This window comes from Mycoplasma sp. 394 (assembly GCF_054353895.1).
This window is the reverse complement of sequence record NZ_JBTHHL010000009.1, coordinates 1-20,290: the sequence shown is the minus strand read 5'-3', so window position 1 is coordinate 20,290 and position 20,290 is coordinate 1. Positions and strand designations below refer to the sequence as shown.

Sequence of the window (20,290 nt, the reverse complement as noted above, 5' to 3'; positions counted from 1 at the left end):
TATTTTATTCTATATACTAATTATAGTGTTGACAAACCGATCCTACTTCTTAAAAATCAAATCCTTTTGCATAAATACATTATTTTTGAAATTATACTCACTGATTTTTGCATATGTAATTTTGAAACCATCTAATAAAACATTCATATCATAGATAATATTGTTAGTATTATTATAAATATAGTTATAAAAATTATCTCTGATTTTCTTATCTGTAATTCTTATTACATATATAGCAGCGGACACAAAATAATTATCATCTGCGATAGCTATTTTTTTAGCATTCGGTAGACTTGAAAAGACAATATCACCTTTTAAAGCAACTTTTGATGATTTTTTATTTTTATTATTTTCATGTTTAATTTTACCATTTTGGATATCTGATATTTCTAAGTATTTATAATTTACATTTTTATCATAAACAGGATTAATTGCATCAGCGATATCGTTGATACTGATATAACCAGTTTTCGGTTTGTTAAATCTTGGATAAATAATACGTTTTTGATCTTTATCTAACAACAACATCTGATTAATATTTTTAATAAAAGTAAACTTATTTAACTTACTTGTAGTATTTCTGGTAAGAAATTCTTTAACAATTGGAGCATAATTTTGCTTTAAATTATCATTTAGTAGGGTTATTCCTAGTTTATTTCGATTAGTGCTAAATTCATAACCTAAAAATTCTTTTTCGGCATTATTGCTACCAAACAAAGTTTTAGGCGAGTTAATAACTAATATATTATAATTTAACTCTACCTTTTCTTGTTTTTGCATAAACAAGATAATTGGAGATGTTGTAGTACCACTAAAAGTTATATCAGCTGATTCAAAAATTGCTCTAATCTTAAAGTGTGTTAAAACAAATTCGCGTGCTGTTGCATATTGTGCGGCTGTTAAAAAAGATCTAGGTAGAATTATAGCTGCATAAGCATCATCTTTAAGCAACTGATAAGTTCTTTCAATGAATAATACTTCTATTTCACTACTTTTAGCATCCAAGGTTTTCAGTAAACTAAAATCTTCACTAGATACATTGTTTTTTAAAACATTTTTTAAAAAACCGGCAACAGAAAAAGGAGGATTTGCGATAACAAAATCAAAAATAGGATTGAAAGTTTTCTCGGTGTATAAAGGACTATTAATAAATTCAATAGAATTAAATTTATTAATTCCATCCGCATTAATAATTTGTGCTTCACCATCCCCATTTAAAAATGTAGATATTTTAGATGTCTTTGCCAATCGATAATCTTTTTCTATCCCAATAACATGCTCATTTGCTCAACTAAACGGGTTAACTTGATAACTTTGAATCAGTTTATTTATAGCAGATGTATAATTTGGTTGAAGTTTTTGGATAACATTTTCGATATAATCCATATACGAAACCAAAAAGTGTCCACTTCCACTAGCGTAATCAATCATTTTAGGAATAAAATCTATATTTCTTTGTTCTAACTTAGATTTAATAATTGTTTCAATAGGTAGGGAGTTAACCATAAATTCTACTATCGGCATTGGAGTAAAGAATTGTCCAGATTCTTGTTTTCAAGATGTGTTAAGAAGTTCTTCGAAAAAGTCCCCTAAAAATTGGTGTTTGTTGTTGTATTTAAATTTATATGATTGCAGTAATAAAACCATTTCTTTTAAAACACCGTTGTTTTCGATAAATGTTTTATCATCAAAAACTTCAATGAAGGAAAAAGCATTATTTTTCTTTAATCGCAAATCATCTATAACTTGACGGAGTTTTTGTTTATTATCATTATTTTCAATGATTGATTCAATTTCCGAATCAGAGTAGTCAATAATTTGTTTTTTCATACAATAATTCATACCATTTTTGTATAAATCATTTAATCTTTTAAGAAAACTTAAATCATTATCAATATTATTGATGAATTGAAATTGCATCCCATTAATTTTTTGTCCATCTATTTCAAAATTACTATCTTCTAAAATTTCATCATATACTTTTGTAATAAAAATATTAATCATCTTATCAAATGCATTAGATTTATCAGAAACACTATTTTGTCTAAGAATGCTTAAAAACTGGTTAAAAATAAGTTTCATCGCATCAGAATCTATTTTTTTTAATTGATGATATTTAATTACTTGAAATTCTGCTTCAAAGAGATTGTTATTGAAAACAAAATTACTTATATCTCATTGTTTGTTTCATATTTCATACATTGATTCAGTTGATTCTGCTTTTGTTAAAATATCGTTTATAAAAATATTAAAAAATTGGTGACTTTGATTTATAAAGTTATAGGTGTAGTAACTGCCAACCTTGATGTTTTTATCTTGAAAAAGATAACTAAATATTTGCATAGTATGCTTAGCAGATTTATGATTGATATATTTATGGATTGAGTTTATATCTTTAACTTCAAAAATATAATAAGGTTTTGCATCTTTTAATACAACTACATCTGCAAAACCTGATGTGTTATGACCGAGTTTTCAACTTTTTTCTAAATATATTTGTGATTTCTTATATCCTTTTTCTAACAGAGAAGCAACTAACATCAAAACGGATCAATTTTCATTTTTGCTTAAATCAAAAATCCTTTGGTGTCCAAAGTTTTTAAAGTTTTCTATACTTCATTTTTGATTATTTAAATCTATTTTAATAATAGCATTCTTGATTCTGATTGTTACAACACCATCTTCTTTTGAAAACAAAGGAAAAGCATTTAATAAAGTGTTTAAGTATATTGCATCCATAAGTATCTTTCTAATTATATATGATTTTGATATAACGGTTTAAAAAGGTAAAAAAAGAGACTTATGTCTCTGAATTATTATGTGAAAGGAGGGTTATCTCAAGCAGTAAGACCTATAAGTCTTTCATTCTTGTCTTAAACAAGGTTCTTAATAATAATATCATAGTTTTGTAAAAAACCAAGAAAAATATAATCTTTCTCTTAAATACCAAATATAAGGTATTAGGAAAAAGAATTTGATCGTTTCTTTTAGTGAGTTGGTGCGGCCGAAAAAATGTAGCCTTAATCACAAATAAAATAGTTTACTAAACCACTAACATTTAAATATTTTCGTTTCTTTATATTGAAATTATCTCTATTGTTGTTGAGTATAATATAAATAAATATAAATTTTATGTATATTTAAACAACCTAATAATGAAAAGAAAATAAAAATTTCCAGTTTTATCTTTTAAAATTACCTAAAAACAAAAAAAAAAAAAAACAATTCAAAAATTTAAATAAAATTAAAAGTGTTTTATTTGATTATTTTAAATATAAAACATATTTTCTAGTAAATAGTATATTTAGATGATTTGATAAATCATCTAACTTTATAATAAGAAAGGAAAAAATGAGAAAAAGAAATAAATTACTTAAATCTCTTTTATTTATATCTGCTTCTACAACAGCGATAGCAGCTAGTTGTGGAAGTCAAACACCTGCTGCTAAACCGGAAACACCAGGAAAAGAAACACCACCAAGTGAGCAAACTAAACCAGGTAATCAAACCCCACCTGATGAAGGAAGCAAACCTAGCGATGGAACACCAAAACCAGGTGGTGAAACAACCAATCCTGGAGAAGAAACTAAACCATGACAAGGAGATGGTTCACAAACACAAAATCCAGGTGGTTCTGGTGAAAGCGGGAATAAACCTAGTGATGGTTCAGGGACAGGTACTACAACACCAGAAGACGGAACAAAGCCTGGCTCAGGAAACCCAGATGGTTCAGGAACAAATCAAACACAGGAACCAGTTGTTCCTAAAAAAGAAGCTGCTAGTGTTGTAGCAATCGATGCAAACAATTTATACAGTCAAGTGAACAAAGAACTTTCATTACCATATACAGTGCAAGCATACTATAGTGATGGAACAACTAAAGAAGTTCCTGTTTCATGAGAAACATCAAAAATTAAAAAGGAAACTCCTGCTGTTTATCAAATTACTGGAACAGTTGCAGGTAAGCAATTTGTAAAAGAATATGAAGTATATAATGAAAGTGCTTTTCAGATAGAAAATCCTTATATTACAGTATATGAGAATGATAAAGTAACCTTACCTGAAACAGTTAAAGTCATCTCTAAATTTGTTACATTTAATGAACCTGTTGTATGAAATGAGCATTCATCAGTTTCAACAGCAAAAGGTACACAGCAAGATATCACAATCCAAGGACATCTAAAAGACTATACTAATAGACCCGTAACAGCATACTTAAAAGTTGTAGATAATAACTATACAACTAATACATCTACTAACATTGTAAATACTAATGCATCTGATGTCAATCATGCAACAGCGACTGTTAAACCTGCTAAAACTGGTTCTGGCGATGCTATTACCAATATAGTTGATGGAACTTGAAATAGTAGTGAAAATAGATTTACCAACTATGCAGGAGATCTTCAAGCAGATGCTAAGACAGGACAAATAACAATTGATTTAAAAACCAAACAAGATATTGCAGGTGTTAAGTTATTTATGTTTGCTGATTTTAATACAGGTAATAACGGACCAAAATACTTATATATTTCCACATCAGAAGATGGACAAACATTTCATCGGGTATTTAATCAAAGTAAAAGTGATAACTTCGCATTAAATACATCTGCTAATATACAAGATGCTAATAATAGCAACAACTATGTAATAACTTTTGAAAAAGTTAATGCACAATATATTCGTTTTGATTATGAAAACTATCCACGTGATGATACTCATAATTATGTTTTTGGTTTAAGAGAAGTGTTTGTATATGGTGCTACCAAAGCACAAGGACACAGAGAAAAGGATAGTAGTAACTCGCTTGATTCTATTGTTGTTAAAGGACATGGTATAACAACAGATACATCGACATTATTTTCTCCCGACAAACTTGATTATAACGGAACCAGTAGTCCTAGTGATAATTTCCCAGCCGAAGTAGATTTTAACTTACCACAACCAAGTCGTGCAAGGGTGCAAACCTTTAGCATCCAAATTGATGCAAATACCAAAAAATGATATGCATTAGTTTGATCAGAAACAGGACAAGTTAAAACATATACTTATACTCATAGATTACTTACCAATACCAAAAAACTTACCACTGTTGCTTTCTCAGTTCCAGACATTACCATTGGACAAGCACAACCTGTTATATTTAATTTAATCGCAAATGATAACACTAAGATAGAGCCAAAAGACCTAGATAAAAATGGAATTGAATTTCACTTAGTAAATAATCAAAATCCAAATATATACTTTAGTTATCAAAGTGGTAATTTTATCGGTCGTCACTTTACTAATGCTCAACAAGTCGTGATGAAAGTAACATATCAAGGAATTTCATATACATCTGCACCTGTAAGTATCAATGTCTTAGAATCACCTACTTCTCCTTTCTCATTTAGAATGGATGAATTAGCAGTTGCTAAAACTCAAACCTTAGATGTTTTAAAAGGTGATAGCATTAATTTACCTAAATACATCGAAGCAATTTATCCAGGAGATAAATATGCTAGATATGTTGATGTAACATGAAATAATGTTCCAACAACAGCAAATAATGTTGGATTCTTTACTTATAGTGGAACCGCAACATATCGAAACTTAACTAGAACTGTATCAGCAGTTGTAGCTGTGCATGATATTAAAAGTGTTTCAGATATTCATATTTCAACTTTAAGTGGATATGCACCTGATTTACCTAATACTGTTACTGTATTTGATGATTTAGGTAGAGCATATACAAGGGCTGTTATATTCCCTACATTATCCGATGATGAACTTAATTCAACTGATGTTGTGATGAAAGAAGCAAGTGTTGCTGGAACAAACTTAAAAGCAAAATTATATGTTGCCAAGGTAACTAGAGGCGAAAGCACTACAGCTTCCGTTGTCTCTCAAAAACCTGCAACTACTCAAGGACAAACTACTGCATTATTCCCTGCTGCATTCGCTTCTTCTACTATGAGTGCAAGTACATCACAAGATAGTGGTGCTGTCACATATTCTGTAGATTCATTAAACGATGGGAATGCTGCAACAAATACAACAACTCCTGTTTGAAGCAATAAATATACTGAAGCAGAAAGTACACCAAAAACACAAGTTGCTAGTTCAGGGGGTTCAGAATCTGGTTCTGATAAGTCCAATACAGAACATACAGCATCACAAACAGGAACTGGCGCTACAGATAATCAAGAAGGAAAAGGACAAGATGGACATTCAAGCGGTTCAGCAGTAGCATCTGTTGCAAAAACAGAAGAATCTAAAACAGTAAAGCAAAGCGAAACACATACAGATACAACAAATACTGCTAATGATAACTATGTTGGAGTTGCTTTTGGGGATTCTACATCTAAGTCTGTTAAAATAGATCGAGTTAAAGTATGATTTGCAGCAGCTGATGATGCTAAGAAAGTAGGTATTCCTACAACTGTTAGTGTGGAATATTTATCATCAGCAGTCACAGGATTAACCGATTCTACAAAAATTCAATTATCTAATCTGAATGATAATTCATTAACTGCAACAAACTTAAAAACTGGTACCTGAACCCACATCACCTTACAAAACCAAAACCCAACTATTAAACCAAATGATTATACTGAGTTAATCTTTGCTAAACCAGTTGATGCATATGCAGTAAGAATTAAATTTAGCATCCCAACCAATAAAAATTCAGTGCAAATTAAAGAGTTTCAAGTTCTTGCTCCAAATACAAATGTTTCAAAACAAAGTAGTTTTGAAACAACTGTAAAATATGATCAAAATAACTATCCAGGATTTAATGAAAAAGCAGATATTACAACTTATACTTTAGGACCAGATCAAAGTTTGGATAAATTACATATTTCTGCTACAAATAATGCTAATATCTTTACAACCTTACAAGATGAAACTTTAATAGTTACTGTTTCATCAGAAGATGCAAGTAATTTTAAAACATTTGTATTTAAAACTACATCTGCTGATGCACTAGCAGAACGAAGATCAAAAGTAGTTGATAAAGTTTGATACTTACTAAACAACTTTATTAGCAAAAACTACACCCTTACCAAAGGAAGTGCAGTATATGCACAAGCGTATAAGGTTTGAGGCATGACTAAAACAGCATCAGTTACTGATTTAGAAAAAGCTTGAAATCAATTAGAAACATTAATGAAACAAGATTAATTATTAATATTTACATCGCATTGTAAACAATGCGATGTTTTTGTATATTTTTGTTGATATATTATATCTATATTTACTGATGAAAAGCCAGGATAATGAAAATATAAGAAAATTTTGCAGTTTTATCTTTTAAAATTAGATAAAAACAAAAAAAAAAAAAAAAACAATTCAAAAATTTAAATATAATAAAAAGTGTTTTATTTTCAAAAACATTGTTTTTGTAATAAAACAAATTTACTAGAAAATAAAGTTTTATAAATATTCAAATAATATAAAAGGAATAATTATGAGGAAAAAGAATAAATTACTTACATCACTTTTATTTATATCTGCTTCTACCACAGCGATAGCAGCTAGTTGTGGAAGTCAAAGTTCAACTACTAAACCTAAAACACCTGAAGAAGGAAAAACACCAGGTGAACAACCCAAACCAGGAGATCAAACCCCGCCTGACGAAGGAAGCAAACCAGGTTCTGAGACACCAAAACCAGGCAATGGTGAAACAACCAATCCAGGTGAAGCAACTAACCCAGGACAAGGAAGTGGTTCACAAACACAAAATCCAGGTGGTTCTAACGAAAGCGGTGATAAACCAGGTGATGGTTCAGGGACAGGTTCACAAACTACACCACCAGAAAATGGTGGACAAAATTCAGGTAGTGGCCAAGGAAATGTTGAAACAAAACCTGGTAATGGTAGTGAAAACCAAACCACACCCCCTGGTAATGCTAATGAACAAAATCCTAGTGATACAGATGATTTAGATGAAGAACAAACTTCTAAACAACCTGCAAGTATTTTAGATATAGATGCAAATAATTTACATAGTGAAATAAACAAAGAACTTGTTTTACCTTCTAAAGTCAATGCTCTTTATAGCGATGGGAGCAAAAAGGAAGTTGATGTTACATGAGATAGTGCTAAGGTTGATAAAACCAGAGCCGCAGTCTACCAAATAACTGCGACAGTTGATGGTAAATCATTTGTAAAAGAATATGAAGTATATACCTTTGAAAATGCATATCAAGTCGAAAGTCCTTATATAACGGTATATGAAAATGATTCAATTAGTTTGCCTGCAACAGTAAATGTGTTTTCTAAATATGATAGTAAACCAGAAGCTGTAACTTGAAATTCTACAACTAATGTTTCAACTGCAAACGGAACATCAAGTGATATTCAAATCAAAGGACATTTAAATGCTTATGCTGATAAAGAAGTTACTGCTTATTTAAAGGTTGTTGATAGTAATTACACTACAGGAACACAAAATATTGTAGATACAACCTCATCTGATCCTAATCATGCAACTGCAACGGCTGTCCCAGCACAAACTGGTATAGAAAAAATAGTTGATGGAACTTGAAATAACAGAGATAATAATTCTAATAACTGAGTAGGTGATCGTCAAGCGAATGCTCAGACAGGACAAATTACTATCGATTTAAAGACTGCGCAAGATATAGGTGGTGTTAAGTTATTTATGTTTGCTGATTATAATACTGGAACAAATGGGCCGAAAAGTCTATATATTTCAACATCAGAAGACGGAGTTAATTTCCATCGGGTATTTAATCAATCAAAATCTTCCGATTTTATATTAGTAAATTCTTCTACTGTCGGAGTTACTAATGAAAACAATCCTAATAATTATAAAATTACTTTTGAAAAAGTACATGCTAGATATGTTCGTTTTGATTATGTTAATTATCCAAGAACCGATGTACCGACAAAATCATATGTATTTGGATTACTTGAAGTATTTGTTTATGGAGCCACAAAAACTACCGGACATCGAGCAAAGGATGCCAGCGATTCATTAGAATCGATAGTTGTAAAAGGGAATGGAGTTACATCTGATACATCAACATCATTTGCTGCTGATAAATTAGATTATCAAGGAAGTAGTAGTTTTACAGATGGATTCCCAACAGAAGTAGATTTTAACCTACCAAATCCATCAAGAGCTAGAATGCAAACTTTTAGCATTCAAATCGATAAGTTTACTAAAAAATATTATGCTTTTGTATGATCGGAAACTGGAGTTACAAAAACATATATATATACTCATAAATTAATTAATAAATTAAAAACAGTAGCATTTTCAGTTCCAGATATTACCATTGGACAAGCACAAGCAGTTGATGTTTCATTAGTTTTAGAAGACGGAAGTAAAATAACACCTGAGTGATTAGATAAGGATGGATTTAAATTTGAATTAGTTAATTCAAATTTACCTAATATTTTCTTTGATTATCAGGATGGGCACTTTATCGGTAGACACTTTACCATTAGTCAACCTGTGGTATTAAAAGTAAAATACCAAGGAGTTGATTATACATCTGCACCAGTAAATATTAATGTTAATGAAACACCTGGTTCAAATGCTTTTTATATGGATAATTTATCCGTTGCTAAGACACAGACTATTGATGTTTTAAAAGGTGATAATATAACATTACCTAAATACATCGAAGCAATTTATCCAGGTGATAAATATCCTAGATGAATTGATGTAACATGAGATAATGTTCCAGAAAAAGCAGATAAAGTAGGTTTTTATACATATAAAGGAACTGCGTCATATCGTGGATTTACTCGTGATGTAACTGCTGCTGTTTCCGTACATGATTTGGTCAAAGTTGCAGATACACATATTGCAACATTATCTGGATATGCTCCTACCTTACCTACATCAGTTACTGTTTATGATGATTTAGGTAATTCATATACTAAAACTGTTACATTTGAAAATTTAACAGATGATGAATTAAATTCTGATCAGATTGTTGAAAAAACAGCAACAGTTACAGGAACAACTTTAACAGCAAAATTATATGTACGTAAAGTTCCGAGAACTGCTACCACAAAAACAACTGTTGTTTCACAAAAAACATCAGGAAGTTCCGACTTATTCCCTGCTGCATTCGCTTCTTCTACTATGAGTGCAAGTACATCACAAGATAGTGGTGCTGTCACATATTCTGTAGATTCATTAAACGATGGGAATGCTGCAACAAATACAACAACTCCTGTTTGAAGCAATAAATATACTGAAGCAGAAAGTACACCAAAAACACAAGTTGCTAGTTCAGGGGGTTCAGAATCTGGTTCTGATAAGTCCAATACAGAACATACAGCATCACAAACAGGAACTGGCGCTACAGATAATCAAGAAGGAAAAGGACAAGATGGACATTCAAGCGGTTCAGCAGTAGCATCTGTTGCAAAAACAGAAGAATCTAAAACAGTAAAGCAAAGCGAAACACATACAGATACAACAAATACTGCTAATGATAACTATGTTGGAGTTGCTTTTGGGGATTCTACATCTAAGTCTGTTAAAATAGATCGAGTTAAAGTATGATTTGCAGCAGCTGATGATGCTAAGAAAGTAGGTATTCCTACAACTGTTAGTGTGGAATATTTATCATCAGCAGTCACAGGATTAACCGATTCTACAAAAATTCAATTATCTAATCTGAATGATAATTCATTAACTGCAACAAACTTAAAAACTGGTACCTGAACCCACATCACCTTACAAAACCAAAACCCAACTATTAAACCAAATGATTATACTGAGTTAATCTTTGCTAAACCAGTTGATGCATATGCAGTAAGAATAAAATTTACTTTACCGAATGGATCAGATGCAGTAGTTATTAAAGAACTGCAAGCGTTATCACCTGATACAAATGTAACAAAAGAAAGCACCTTTACATTAAATGTAAAATATGCAAACAATAATTATCCAGGATTTAATGAACATCCAGAAATTACTGATTATACATTAGCAGTTGATCAAAGTCTTAACTTATTAACATTTTCTGCAACAAATAATGCTAATATTTTTACATCTTATCAAGATGAAACCCTAACAGTTGTTGTAACATCTGAAGATGGAAGTATGTCAAAAACTTATAAGTTTAAGACTAACACAGCAGATGCTTTGATCAAAGAACGCAGTGATATTAGTAAAAAAGTCAGAAGATTGCTAAGAAAATTTGCTGATCGTGAATATACTTTAACTAAAGGAACTGAAATTTATGCAAAGGCATATAAAGTATATGGAATGAGCAAAACAGCAAAACTTACTGAATTACAAAAAGCCTGAGATGATTTACAAAAATTAATGAATTCAAATAAGTAGCAAATGCTACTTTTTTGAATCAAATTTATATGGTTTGTGTAAATTTAATAAAATTGTTTTATGGAAATTTTATTATTGGTAATTACAGAACCTTTTAAATATTTATGAGGGTTTCTGTAAAATCTTTTTGATATACAAAGTTGAAAAGGCTCAACAGAAAAAATTGAATCAATAGAAATTTTTGTTTATTTACCAATAATAAATATTATTTTCTTAGTTATTAGCATACTTAATGCGTTAAGAATCATCCCGAATCCTACAATATGGTTATTTTCATATAAGGTGAGTTTACTGACTTTAATTGCTATCTATATTGCAGCTGAAACGGCATTTATAGTTATTTATATTATATATTTAGGAAATAATATCAAAGAAAATGGTTGGATATGAATTTTATTTTCCTGCATACTGATGGTATTTTCTTAATTGTCAGTATTTGATCGTTATATGATTTTTATTGGTTTGTAATTGATGTAATAAAAAACTTTTCTGTATGATTTCCGTTTATTACAGGCTTTGTCCAATTTTTAATCGAATTATTGTATACTTTAATGATTGCATCAGCGTTCTTTATGTTTGCATCTCATATTTTAATGGCTGCATCAATGTTTGAAAATCATAAGTTCTATGGACCTTGAAAACCGATACAAAGTTTATCAATGTTTTCTATAATGATTATTCCGATAATAGCAATTGTTTCATTTATTTTGCTTGTTGTGCTTATTGTGCTTTCAATCATTTTATTTTTTACATTATTATACTGAGGTTTAAAACTACTAGCAAACATTGCTAAATAAATTTCAAAATATATTTAACTATAAAGATCGTATGTGGTATAATACAACTAAGTTATATGAAAATTTGAATTAAAACTATAAGTTTTATTGCAATACTTTTGTATTAAATTTCATTACAATATTTAAAACCTTAATATTGTAATTTTATATAACTTATAAAATGAAAGGGGATTAAAAAATGGAACTTTTTAACTTTGATTTAGTACAACCACATACTATGGAAAAGATTTTACTTGCTGAATCTTCATCTGAAGTTGCTACATTAGAATCAAAAAGAATTATCACAATCATCTGTCCAATATTTCCGAGATGATAAATTTATCATATTGATTTATAAAATAAGGAGTCAAAATTAGAAGTTTGATTAAAATAAAAAGATTTTATGATAAATTTGATAACAGATGTGATATTTGTAATGATGAAACTTTTGCATATTATAAATATCGTAAAGCAAAACTGCCTGATAAAGGTTGAAAAATACATATTTCAACTGATATAAAATCTTATAATGATATTCTGCAACGAGTAGTTACATTTTGTAAGATTCATAACATAAGTTTTAAATATATCCAAAATTACAAGGTTTTATATCAGAGTTTATTTGAAAAACAATTAAACAATTTGACTGGTAAATTTATTACTATTTATCCTACAAGTGCAAAAGAAGCAAAAGAAATAATTATTAATTTATATCCAATTTTAAAGGAATTTAAAGCACCTTTAACATATTCAGATAAGCAATATAAAAAGAGTATTATTCATTATCGATATGGCAGTATTAGTAAAAAAGATGAAAATGAATATAAAAAAATTGTAAAAATGTATAAACCTGCTGATATCAAAGATTTATTTTACAGTAAACCAATTTCTAAAATAATTAATGGTTATAACTTAATGGGTTTAATAACATTTGATTCCTTTTCTAATATATGATTAGCAACAAAGGATAACCAAAAATATGTGATAAAAGAAAGTAAAAAATACTTTTTAAACGGTGAAAATCTGAAAGCGAGAGAGCATGAGTCAATAATTGCATCTATATCTGAAATACCAAATTTTCCAGTATATATTGAGAAATTCTGAAATTCGCAAAGTATTTTTTATGTATATAAATATTGCGAAGGAAAACAACTAGATCTATATAAATATGATTATAATTTACTTTATGATGTTAGTGAAGCAAAACAAAATAAAGTTATTGATTTAATTGATTCATTTAGATATTTCTTTAATACATTAAAAAACAGTCCAGTTGTTTTAAACGATGTGAAAATGGATAATTTTCTTTATAATGAAGATAAAAAGATGCTCTATTTTGTTGATTTAGAACACTCACAATATCATAAAAGTTCATCACCAATGAATGTTAAAAATCCTTATTGTAATACTAATAATTTAACACACTCTACAGATAAAATGAAGATTTTCTATATGTTATTAGATTTTCTATTTGATTATAAAAAAGATTCTTCCTTAGATCCATCAGATTATTTATCACTCATTTTTTATTTGAACAACTCGTATGAACTCTTAAACATTGCAATTTTTTTATTTAAAGTATTTAATAGAAAACTAACTATTAAACATTTTGATTCGTTGTATAACCTTGAAATAATAAATGAAATCTTTGGCAATAAAAATGATTTATTACCAGCGATTTCAAGTATAACTGATATATTTAATTACCTAAATTTAAGATTAATTTATAGCAATTTTGCTTTCCAAAGTATTTTACAAGTTCTTATTGATATAAAAACAAGTTATGAAGCAAAATTAGTCCTTGAAAAATGATATAAATCTATAAAAGAAAAGTTAGATTATAATCTGTTTTATAATACAGGAAATTATCATTCACCATATTTAATAAACGGAAGGGCAGGTATTTTATATATTTTGCTTTTTGCTAAATATAAGTTTAATATCCATGACTTTGATGAAGAAATTATATTAATTTCTAATAAGTTATTTAAATCTTTTACAAGAAAAATAGGTTTAGCAAACGGTTATGCAGGTATTTTATTAGTGCATTATCTTTATGTTGAATTATATAACATTAATAATGATAAAATCAATAAGCATATAGCATTTATAAACATTTGTTTAAGGGATCAAAAGATCATTGATTATGACAAAAGAGAAATAGATGCAAGTTTTTGAAATGGGTATCAAGGATTACATCTGCTTTATAAAGTCTTTAAATATAGAAAGGAGAAAGTTGAAAAAACTATTTAATAATAAACCATTGTTGCTTTATATATTTATTTTTAGTATTATCTCAGTTGCTGCATCATCGATAGTTGTTTATTTTGTTGCTTCATTGATTGATAGCATCAAAAGTGGTGATAAAGCATTATTTCAAACAAATTTAATAGTTGTTATATCTTTAACTGTTATATTCTTAGTTGCCACATTGATGCAACTACTTCTGAAGAATAAATTAAAACAATATGTTAGCACATTGTTAACTAAAGGAGCAGTATCGAAAATTTCTACTTTGTCATCGCATGAAGTCACTGAAAACAAAGAAGGTAGATACCTAGTTTGAATTAACAAACGTGTGCCAGAACTACAAGAATTTTTATTTACAAGTCTCTTTGATACAGTAATAGGTGTCTTTGTGCAAGTTGCAACCTTAATTGTTATGTTTGTGATAAGTTGAAAATTTGCTTTAATCGGACTTGCAATATTGTTAATTTCATTTATTTTTCCCTTCTTTTTATCAACAATTGCTGGGAGAATGCATAAGAAATTTATGTTTTCAATGGAATCTCATGTTGCAACATTACAAAACATCTTTAATGGATTTAAGTTCTTATGATATTTAAATAAACCTGAAAAATTATTTGATTTTATCGATGTGGCATTAAAAAAATGATTAAAAGATTTGGATAAAACACAAAGTACCGTTATCAAATTAGAAGTAATCAACAGTGGTTTTCAATATATCTCATATATATTGATGATGTTTATTATCGGTTACTTCATTTTCTATCAACATGAACCACTTGGTGCAATATTTGCTGTTCCTGGCTACTTTTACACCCTTTCAATTCAACTGCGTTATACAATTTATGTAAATCAAAATTACATTGCTTATAAAAGTTATTTAAAGGATTTTAGTAGTGAATTTGTTGCTTCAAACAAAGATAATGCAGAAATAAATGTAGAAAAAATTCGAATAACTAATTTGAATTTTGCATATGAAGAAAATGTAATTTTTAAAGACTTTAATTTTACCTTTTATAAAGGTAAAAAGTATGCAATAGTAGGTAAATCTGGATCTGGTAAGTCTACATTATTGAATTTAATTTTAAAGCAACTTCATGGATACAATGGAAGCATTAAAGTAAACGATCAAGAAATCAAAGATATAGATGTAAGTGTATGAAATAATTCATTTACATATTTAAATAGCAACGAGAATGTATTTTATGATAGCATATATAATAATGTCACTTTATGAAAAGAAAATATGCAAGATCAAGTTAAATTAGCTCTAAAACAAGCTAATTTAACCGAATTTAACCTGGATTATGTTATAGAAAGTGACACAGCCTTATCTACAGGACAAAAACAAAGATTAAATTTTGCTCGTCATTTTTACCGAAACAAAAATCTTTTAATTTTAGATGAAGCAGCATCGAATCTTGATAAAGAAAATACAGAGGATTTATTTCATAAATTAATGCAAAATCCAGATTTATTATTAATTAACTGTACACATCATCTTGATGATGCTAGTTTATATGATGCAGTAATTAATTTAGAGGTAGCATAATGAAAAATGTTATATCAAAAATAAAAACACCATTTTTGTTTTTTGTTTTGGTTGCTATCATAGTTAATAGTTTTCAATTTGTTTTATCTATCTTAGAAGGTTATGCAGTTAATGCTGTTATCGGGCAATACACATTTGTTAAAAATGATGCATTTTTAAGTTTTGGTATTTTATTAATTGTAATTGTGGCTGCATATATTATGTCATCGATAAGCACTTATTTTTATTATATGCTTTCAAATAAATTTGGTATATATACAGCAAAATCAGTTTCTAGAATCTTTTACAACCAATTATTTCAAGCAGACTCAAAAACAAAATTAAATTATTCATCGCAACAAGCCTTTGAACAAGTTTTTAATAATGCAAATGCAATCGCATATAATTCACTGCTTCCACTTGTAAACTTTTTATCTACTGCGATAAATTTAGCTGTAATATTGATTTTCTTTGGATTATCCAACATCATCGCATTTGCTTTTGTAATAGGAATTTTACTTTTATCAGCATTACCTAACTTTATCTTTTATAAAAAAATTAGTTGATATGTTGAGCAAAATCAACTTGTATTAAATGAATTAACATCAAAATTAACTTACTACTTAGAAAGATATTCATTATTATATTTTTCGAATAATCAAGAACTCTTATATAAGTTTATTGAAAATGAAGTAAAAGAATATTATCAAAAAGTTTATCATTTTGATAATATTAATGTTTGAAATAACAATTTATCAAATGCTATTACTGAAATAGGTGTGATTGTAGGTTTAATTGTGTTAGGATTTTTATATATAAAAAATCCATTATCAATTTCGATTGGTTTAATATATACCTTTAAAAAAGGAATGGATGATAGTAAAGACAACTTTTCAAAAATGGTTGATGGATTAAAATATGTATTGGCATCACGGGTTTTATATAAAATGCTACAACTTAACTTTGATAAAGATCGAGGGAATGTAAAAATGCAACCTGTTGAAAGCATACAAGTTAAGAATTTAACTTTTGGGTATGAAAATAAGCTCTTATTTGATAACTTCAATTATACCTTTAAAAAAGGCAAAAAATATGCTATTATTGGGCCATCTGGTTGTGGAAAATCTACTTTATTAAATTTACTTATTAATAATATCAATGATTATCAAGGACAAATATTAGTTAATAATGCTGATGTAAAAACTTATACTGATGCATCGATTAAAGATAATTTAAGTTATTTGAATGCAGAAAACTTTGTTTTTGATGTTAATCCATTTAATAATGTTTCGTTACTTGAAAATAACGAAGAAAAGGTTCTAAAAGCACTTAAACAAGCATATATGGATGAAGAAGTAATACAGAAGTTTAAGGATAAAGATTTTGATTCATATAATAATTTATCATTAGGACAAAAACAAAGATTAACTCTTGCAAGAAGTTTTTATCAAGAAAAGGATGTGATGCTATTAGATGAAACATTATCTAATTTAAATAAAGATTTAGCAGATAAGATTTTAAATACTTTATTAGAATCATCTAAAACAATTTTACTAGTTTCGCATCATTTAAATACAGATAAATTAGAAAAATTTGATGAAGTTATAAAGTTAGGTTAATAAATTAATTTCGGTTCATGTGAACCGAATTTTATTTACTTTTCATATATTTTCCATATTTAGTATCTTAAATATAGCGGATTTCGACCAACCAGTTTTTTTGTTTATAATTAAGAAAAACACAAAAAAGAATGGAAAAAATGACAATACAGTCTCCAAAAAGCAATTTAGTTGCATTAATCCTATGTATTTTTCTTGGTGTCATAGGAGTACATCGTTTCTATGTAGGTAAAGCAGGAACAGGAGTTTTATTTATCTTATAACTCTTGGTGTAAGTTTTGTATGATGAATAATAGATATCATCATGATAATTACAGAAAGTTTTACTGATAAATCTGGTGCTTTCTTAAAATGAAGCAAATAAATAAAACCAGTCCATTAATATGGACTGATTTTTTATAAAACAAAATAACAATAATAAATTTTACGAATAATTGAAAACGAGAAATAAAAAATTGAATAATATAAAAATCTTTACAAAGGAGGTAAAAAAATGATATTTTGGATCCAAGCAAGTCGAAAGACGAAAGATATGCGATTATAAAAAGGGTAAAAAATCAATAAGGATATCGCAAATATTAAGAAAGGAGCGATAATATTATGAATATAAACTTCAAGGATATCTATACATTAAACAAACAATGGTTGAAAACGAGTGAACTAAATTATTAATTTTTGCTTGCATCCATAATAATTATTTCACATTTTGTTATAATAATTAGAATTTGATATTTTTAAGCAAGTTTTTATTTATATTTTGTGAAAAAATATCATAATTTTTATTTTGGATAATATGATATGTATAGATAAAGATTGTGTAAAGTTCTTAAAAATAAATTTAATTTTATAAAAAGTTAATTTTTAGCTAAAAAAATACGAAAAAATTAACTTTTTATAAAATTAGTATATAATAAATATATAAATTAGAAAGGAAACAAAAAATATGTTAAGAGAATCAAACAAAGAAGAAGTTTTATCAGAACTTCAAAAACCAGGAGACAGATTAGTAGTTTTCTATGCCGACTGATGTGGGCCATGTAGAATGTATAAGGGTTCTTTACAAGAGTTAGCAGATAAAGACAATTTTGAAGTTTTAAGAGTTAATATTGATACTCATAGAGCTTTTGCTAAGGAATCAGGAACTGAATCTATACCTTATTCAAAATTATACAGAAACGGAAAACTTGTAAAAGAATTTACTGGTTTTAAACCATATGATGTATTAAAAAATGATATTCAAGAATATTTAAAATAAAGGTATAAAAAATGGTGCCGACAACTGGACTTGAACCAGCGACCCCGTCCTTACCATGGACGTGCTCTGCCTGCTGAGCTATGACGGCAACTTCTGATATTATACCATTTTTAGATATAAAATAAAAGATTAATTTTGGACTTTTATGTCTGTATATTATCTTTTTTACAACTTTTAAAACAGTTAAGAAATGAAATAAATTCTTAACTGTTTTTTGTTAAAGATTTGGTTAATATGACTCAGAAGTAAAATAAATTTCTTGCATCTTTGATTTTGAAACGAATTTTCATTTCTCATAAAGTTTTTTGAGCATTGCATCTATGAATATATCTTTATTTATATCAACTTACTGGTAAAGAAACGATGAGAGTTTAAAAAATCATAATCATAAACGACACCACATCTTCTTAGATCGCTTTAATGTTGAACATCATATTTTTGCAACCGTTACACTTGAGCAAAAACCAACAAAGTATCTAAATGCATTTAATGCTTTGTTCGATTATATTATAGATTTAAAAGATAACCCTGATTTAGCAATTTTTTTAGATGCTGATTTTGATGTAATTAAAAATCGCATCCTAAAAAGAGGTAGAGATGTTGAAATTGAAAACTTCGATTTAAATATATATTATTTTAAAAGATTACATCAGTTATATCGTCCTTTGTTTGAGAATTGGTGCAAAAATATAATATTCCTTATAAAATAATTAACACAAATGATTTAGATGACCATCAAGTGTTAAAAGAAGCAACAAAAATTATAGATCGATTTGTTTACGAAAAATAGATATCAGATGATATCTAATTTTTGTCTATTTAAAAATTGATATTTTTAAATATAATTATAAAAAGAAAGGATAGAAATGGACAAAAAAGTACCTAGTTTGAGGTTTAATGGATTTGAAGATGAGTGAGAACAACAACTTTTTAAAGATATTTATGTTTTAGGTAAATCTGGTGGGACTCCTTTAACAACAAATAAAAAATATTATTCAGGAAATATACCTTTTTTAACTATTAAAGATATAACAAATTCAGAAAAACTTATAAAAAATACAGAAAAAAGAATTTCTGAAGAAGGTTTAAATAACTCTAACGCTTGATTGGTTCCAAGAAATTCATTAAATATGTCTATTTATGCTTCTATAGGAAAAATAGCGATTAATAAAGAAAATTTAGCAACAAGTCAAGCTATTTTTAGTTTTATTTTAAAAAATAATAAATTGCTTGATTTTTATTTCTATAATTTATTTTTTAAAAATTTTAAAAGACACTGAAATAAAGTATTATCAACAGGAACTCAACCTAATTTAAGTAGCGAGATGGTTAATAAAGCAAAAATTTGAAAATCATCAAATGAAAGAGAAAATATTTTAATAGGAAGCATATTTTCTTCTTTAGATTCTCTCCTTTTGCTTCATCAGCAAAAATATGACTTTTTAATGAACATTAAGTCAACTTTGCTATCTAAAATGTTTCCTAATCAAAACTCAAAATTTCCTAATATTCGTTTCTCTGAATTTACTCACGCTTGAGAACAGGAGG

12 protein-coding genes and 1 tRNA gene are annotated in these 20,290 nt (G+C 27.9%); 11 read left to right on the top strand and 2 right to left on the bottom strand.

All coding sequences use genetic code 4. The features are described 5' to 3' along the window. Nucleotides 1-42: 42 nt before the first annotated feature. Nucleotides 43-2,739: an HsdM family class I SAM-dependent methyltransferase gene (locus ACXYRQ_RS03530; RefSeq protein WP_458614835.1), complete on the bottom strand. Its 2,697-nt coding sequence runs from the start codon at nt 2,737-2,739 to the stop codon at nt 43-45. A 612-nt stretch (nt 2,740-3,351) separates the two neighbouring features. On the opposite strand from ACXYRQ_RS03530, the gene ACXYRQ_RS03525 reads away from it, so the two are divergent. The 9 genes from ACXYRQ_RS03525 to ACXYRQ_RS03485 all read left to right on the top strand — a co-directional run bounded on the left by ACXYRQ_RS03525 (nt 3,352) and on the right by ACXYRQ_RS03485 (nt 18,742). Beyond that, nucleotides 3,352-7,161: an Ig-like domain-containing protein gene (locus tag ACXYRQ_RS03525; protein ID WP_458614834.1), complete on the top strand. Its 3,810-nt coding sequence runs from the start codon at nt 3,352-3,354 to the stop codon at nt 7,159-7,161. A gap of 286 nt (nt 7,162-7,447) precedes the next feature. Beyond that, complete coding sequence (locus ACXYRQ_RS03520; protein ID WP_458614833.1) at nt 7,448-11,314, top strand: Ig-like domain-containing protein; 3,867 nt, start codon at nt 7,448-7,450, stop codon at nt 11,312-11,314. 386 nt (nt 11,315-11,700) lie between these two features. Next, on the top strand, nt 11,701-12,111 hold the full coding sequence (locus ACXYRQ_RS03515) for a hypothetical protein (protein ID WP_458614832.1): 411 nt from the start codon (nt 11,701-11,703) through the stop codon (nt 12,109-12,111). Nucleotides 12,112-12,289: 178 nt separating this feature from the next. Next, nucleotides 12,290-12,427 (top strand): hypothetical protein, encoded by a 138-nt coding sequence (locus tag ACXYRQ_RS03510; RefSeq protein ID WP_435129896.1) that lies wholly within the window; start codon nt 12,290-12,292, stop codon nt 12,425-12,427. A 44-nt stretch (nt 12,428-12,471) separates the two neighbouring features. Continuing rightward, a complete protein-coding gene (locus ACXYRQ_RS03505; protein WP_458614831.1) occupies nt 12,472-14,343 on the top strand; it encodes a class III lanthionine synthetase LanKC N-terminal domain-containing protein in 1,872 nt (623 codons plus the stop codon). Next, complete coding sequence (locus ACXYRQ_RS03500) at nt 14,327-15,889, top strand: ATP-binding cassette domain-containing protein (RefSeq protein WP_458614216.1); 1,563 nt, start codon at nt 14,327-14,329, stop codon at nt 15,887-15,889. Before ACXYRQ_RS03505 ends, ACXYRQ_RS03500 begins: the two co-directional genes overlap by 17 nt. Beyond that, complete coding sequence (locus tag ACXYRQ_RS03495) at nt 15,889-17,487, top strand: ATP-binding cassette domain-containing protein (RefSeq protein WP_458614830.1); 1,599 nt, start codon at nt 15,889-15,891, stop codon at nt 17,485-17,487. The genes ACXYRQ_RS03500 and ACXYRQ_RS03495 overlap by 1 nt, the downstream gene beginning before the upstream one ends. 140 nt (nt 17,488-17,627) lie before the next feature. Then, complete coding sequence (locus ACXYRQ_RS03490) at nt 17,628-17,750, top strand: NINE protein (RefSeq protein ID WP_458614829.1); 123 nt, start codon at nt 17,628-17,630, stop codon at nt 17,748-17,750. 680 nt (nt 17,751-18,430) lie between these two features. Beyond that, nucleotides 18,431-18,742 (top strand): thioredoxin family protein, encoded by a 312-nt coding sequence (locus tag ACXYRQ_RS03485; RefSeq protein WP_458607379.1) that lies wholly within the window; start codon nt 18,431-18,433, stop codon nt 18,740-18,742. 12 nt (nt 18,743-18,754) lie between these two features. On the opposite strand, the gene ACXYRQ_RS03480 is transcribed toward ACXYRQ_RS03485, so the two are convergent. Beyond that, nucleotides 18,755-18,830, bottom strand: a tRNA-Thr gene (locus tag ACXYRQ_RS03480). A gap of 283 nt (nt 18,831-19,113) precedes the next feature. Between ACXYRQ_RS03480 and ACXYRQ_RS03475 the strand changes: the two genes are divergently transcribed. Together ACXYRQ_RS03475 and ACXYRQ_RS03470 are read left to right on the top strand one after the other, a co-directional pair. Further along, the gene (locus tag ACXYRQ_RS03475) at nt 19,114-19,452 is read left to right on the top strand and encodes a deoxynucleoside kinase (RefSeq protein WP_458614846.1); all 339 of its coding nucleotides are present in this window, start codon (nt 19,114-19,116) and stop codon (nt 19,450-19,452) included. Between the two features lie 156 nt (nt 19,453-19,608). Beyond that, nucleotides 19,609-20,290, top strand: a 682-nt coding sequence (locus tag ACXYRQ_RS03470) for a restriction endonuclease subunit S (protein WP_458614828.1), incomplete at its 3' end; no start/stop codon positions are given.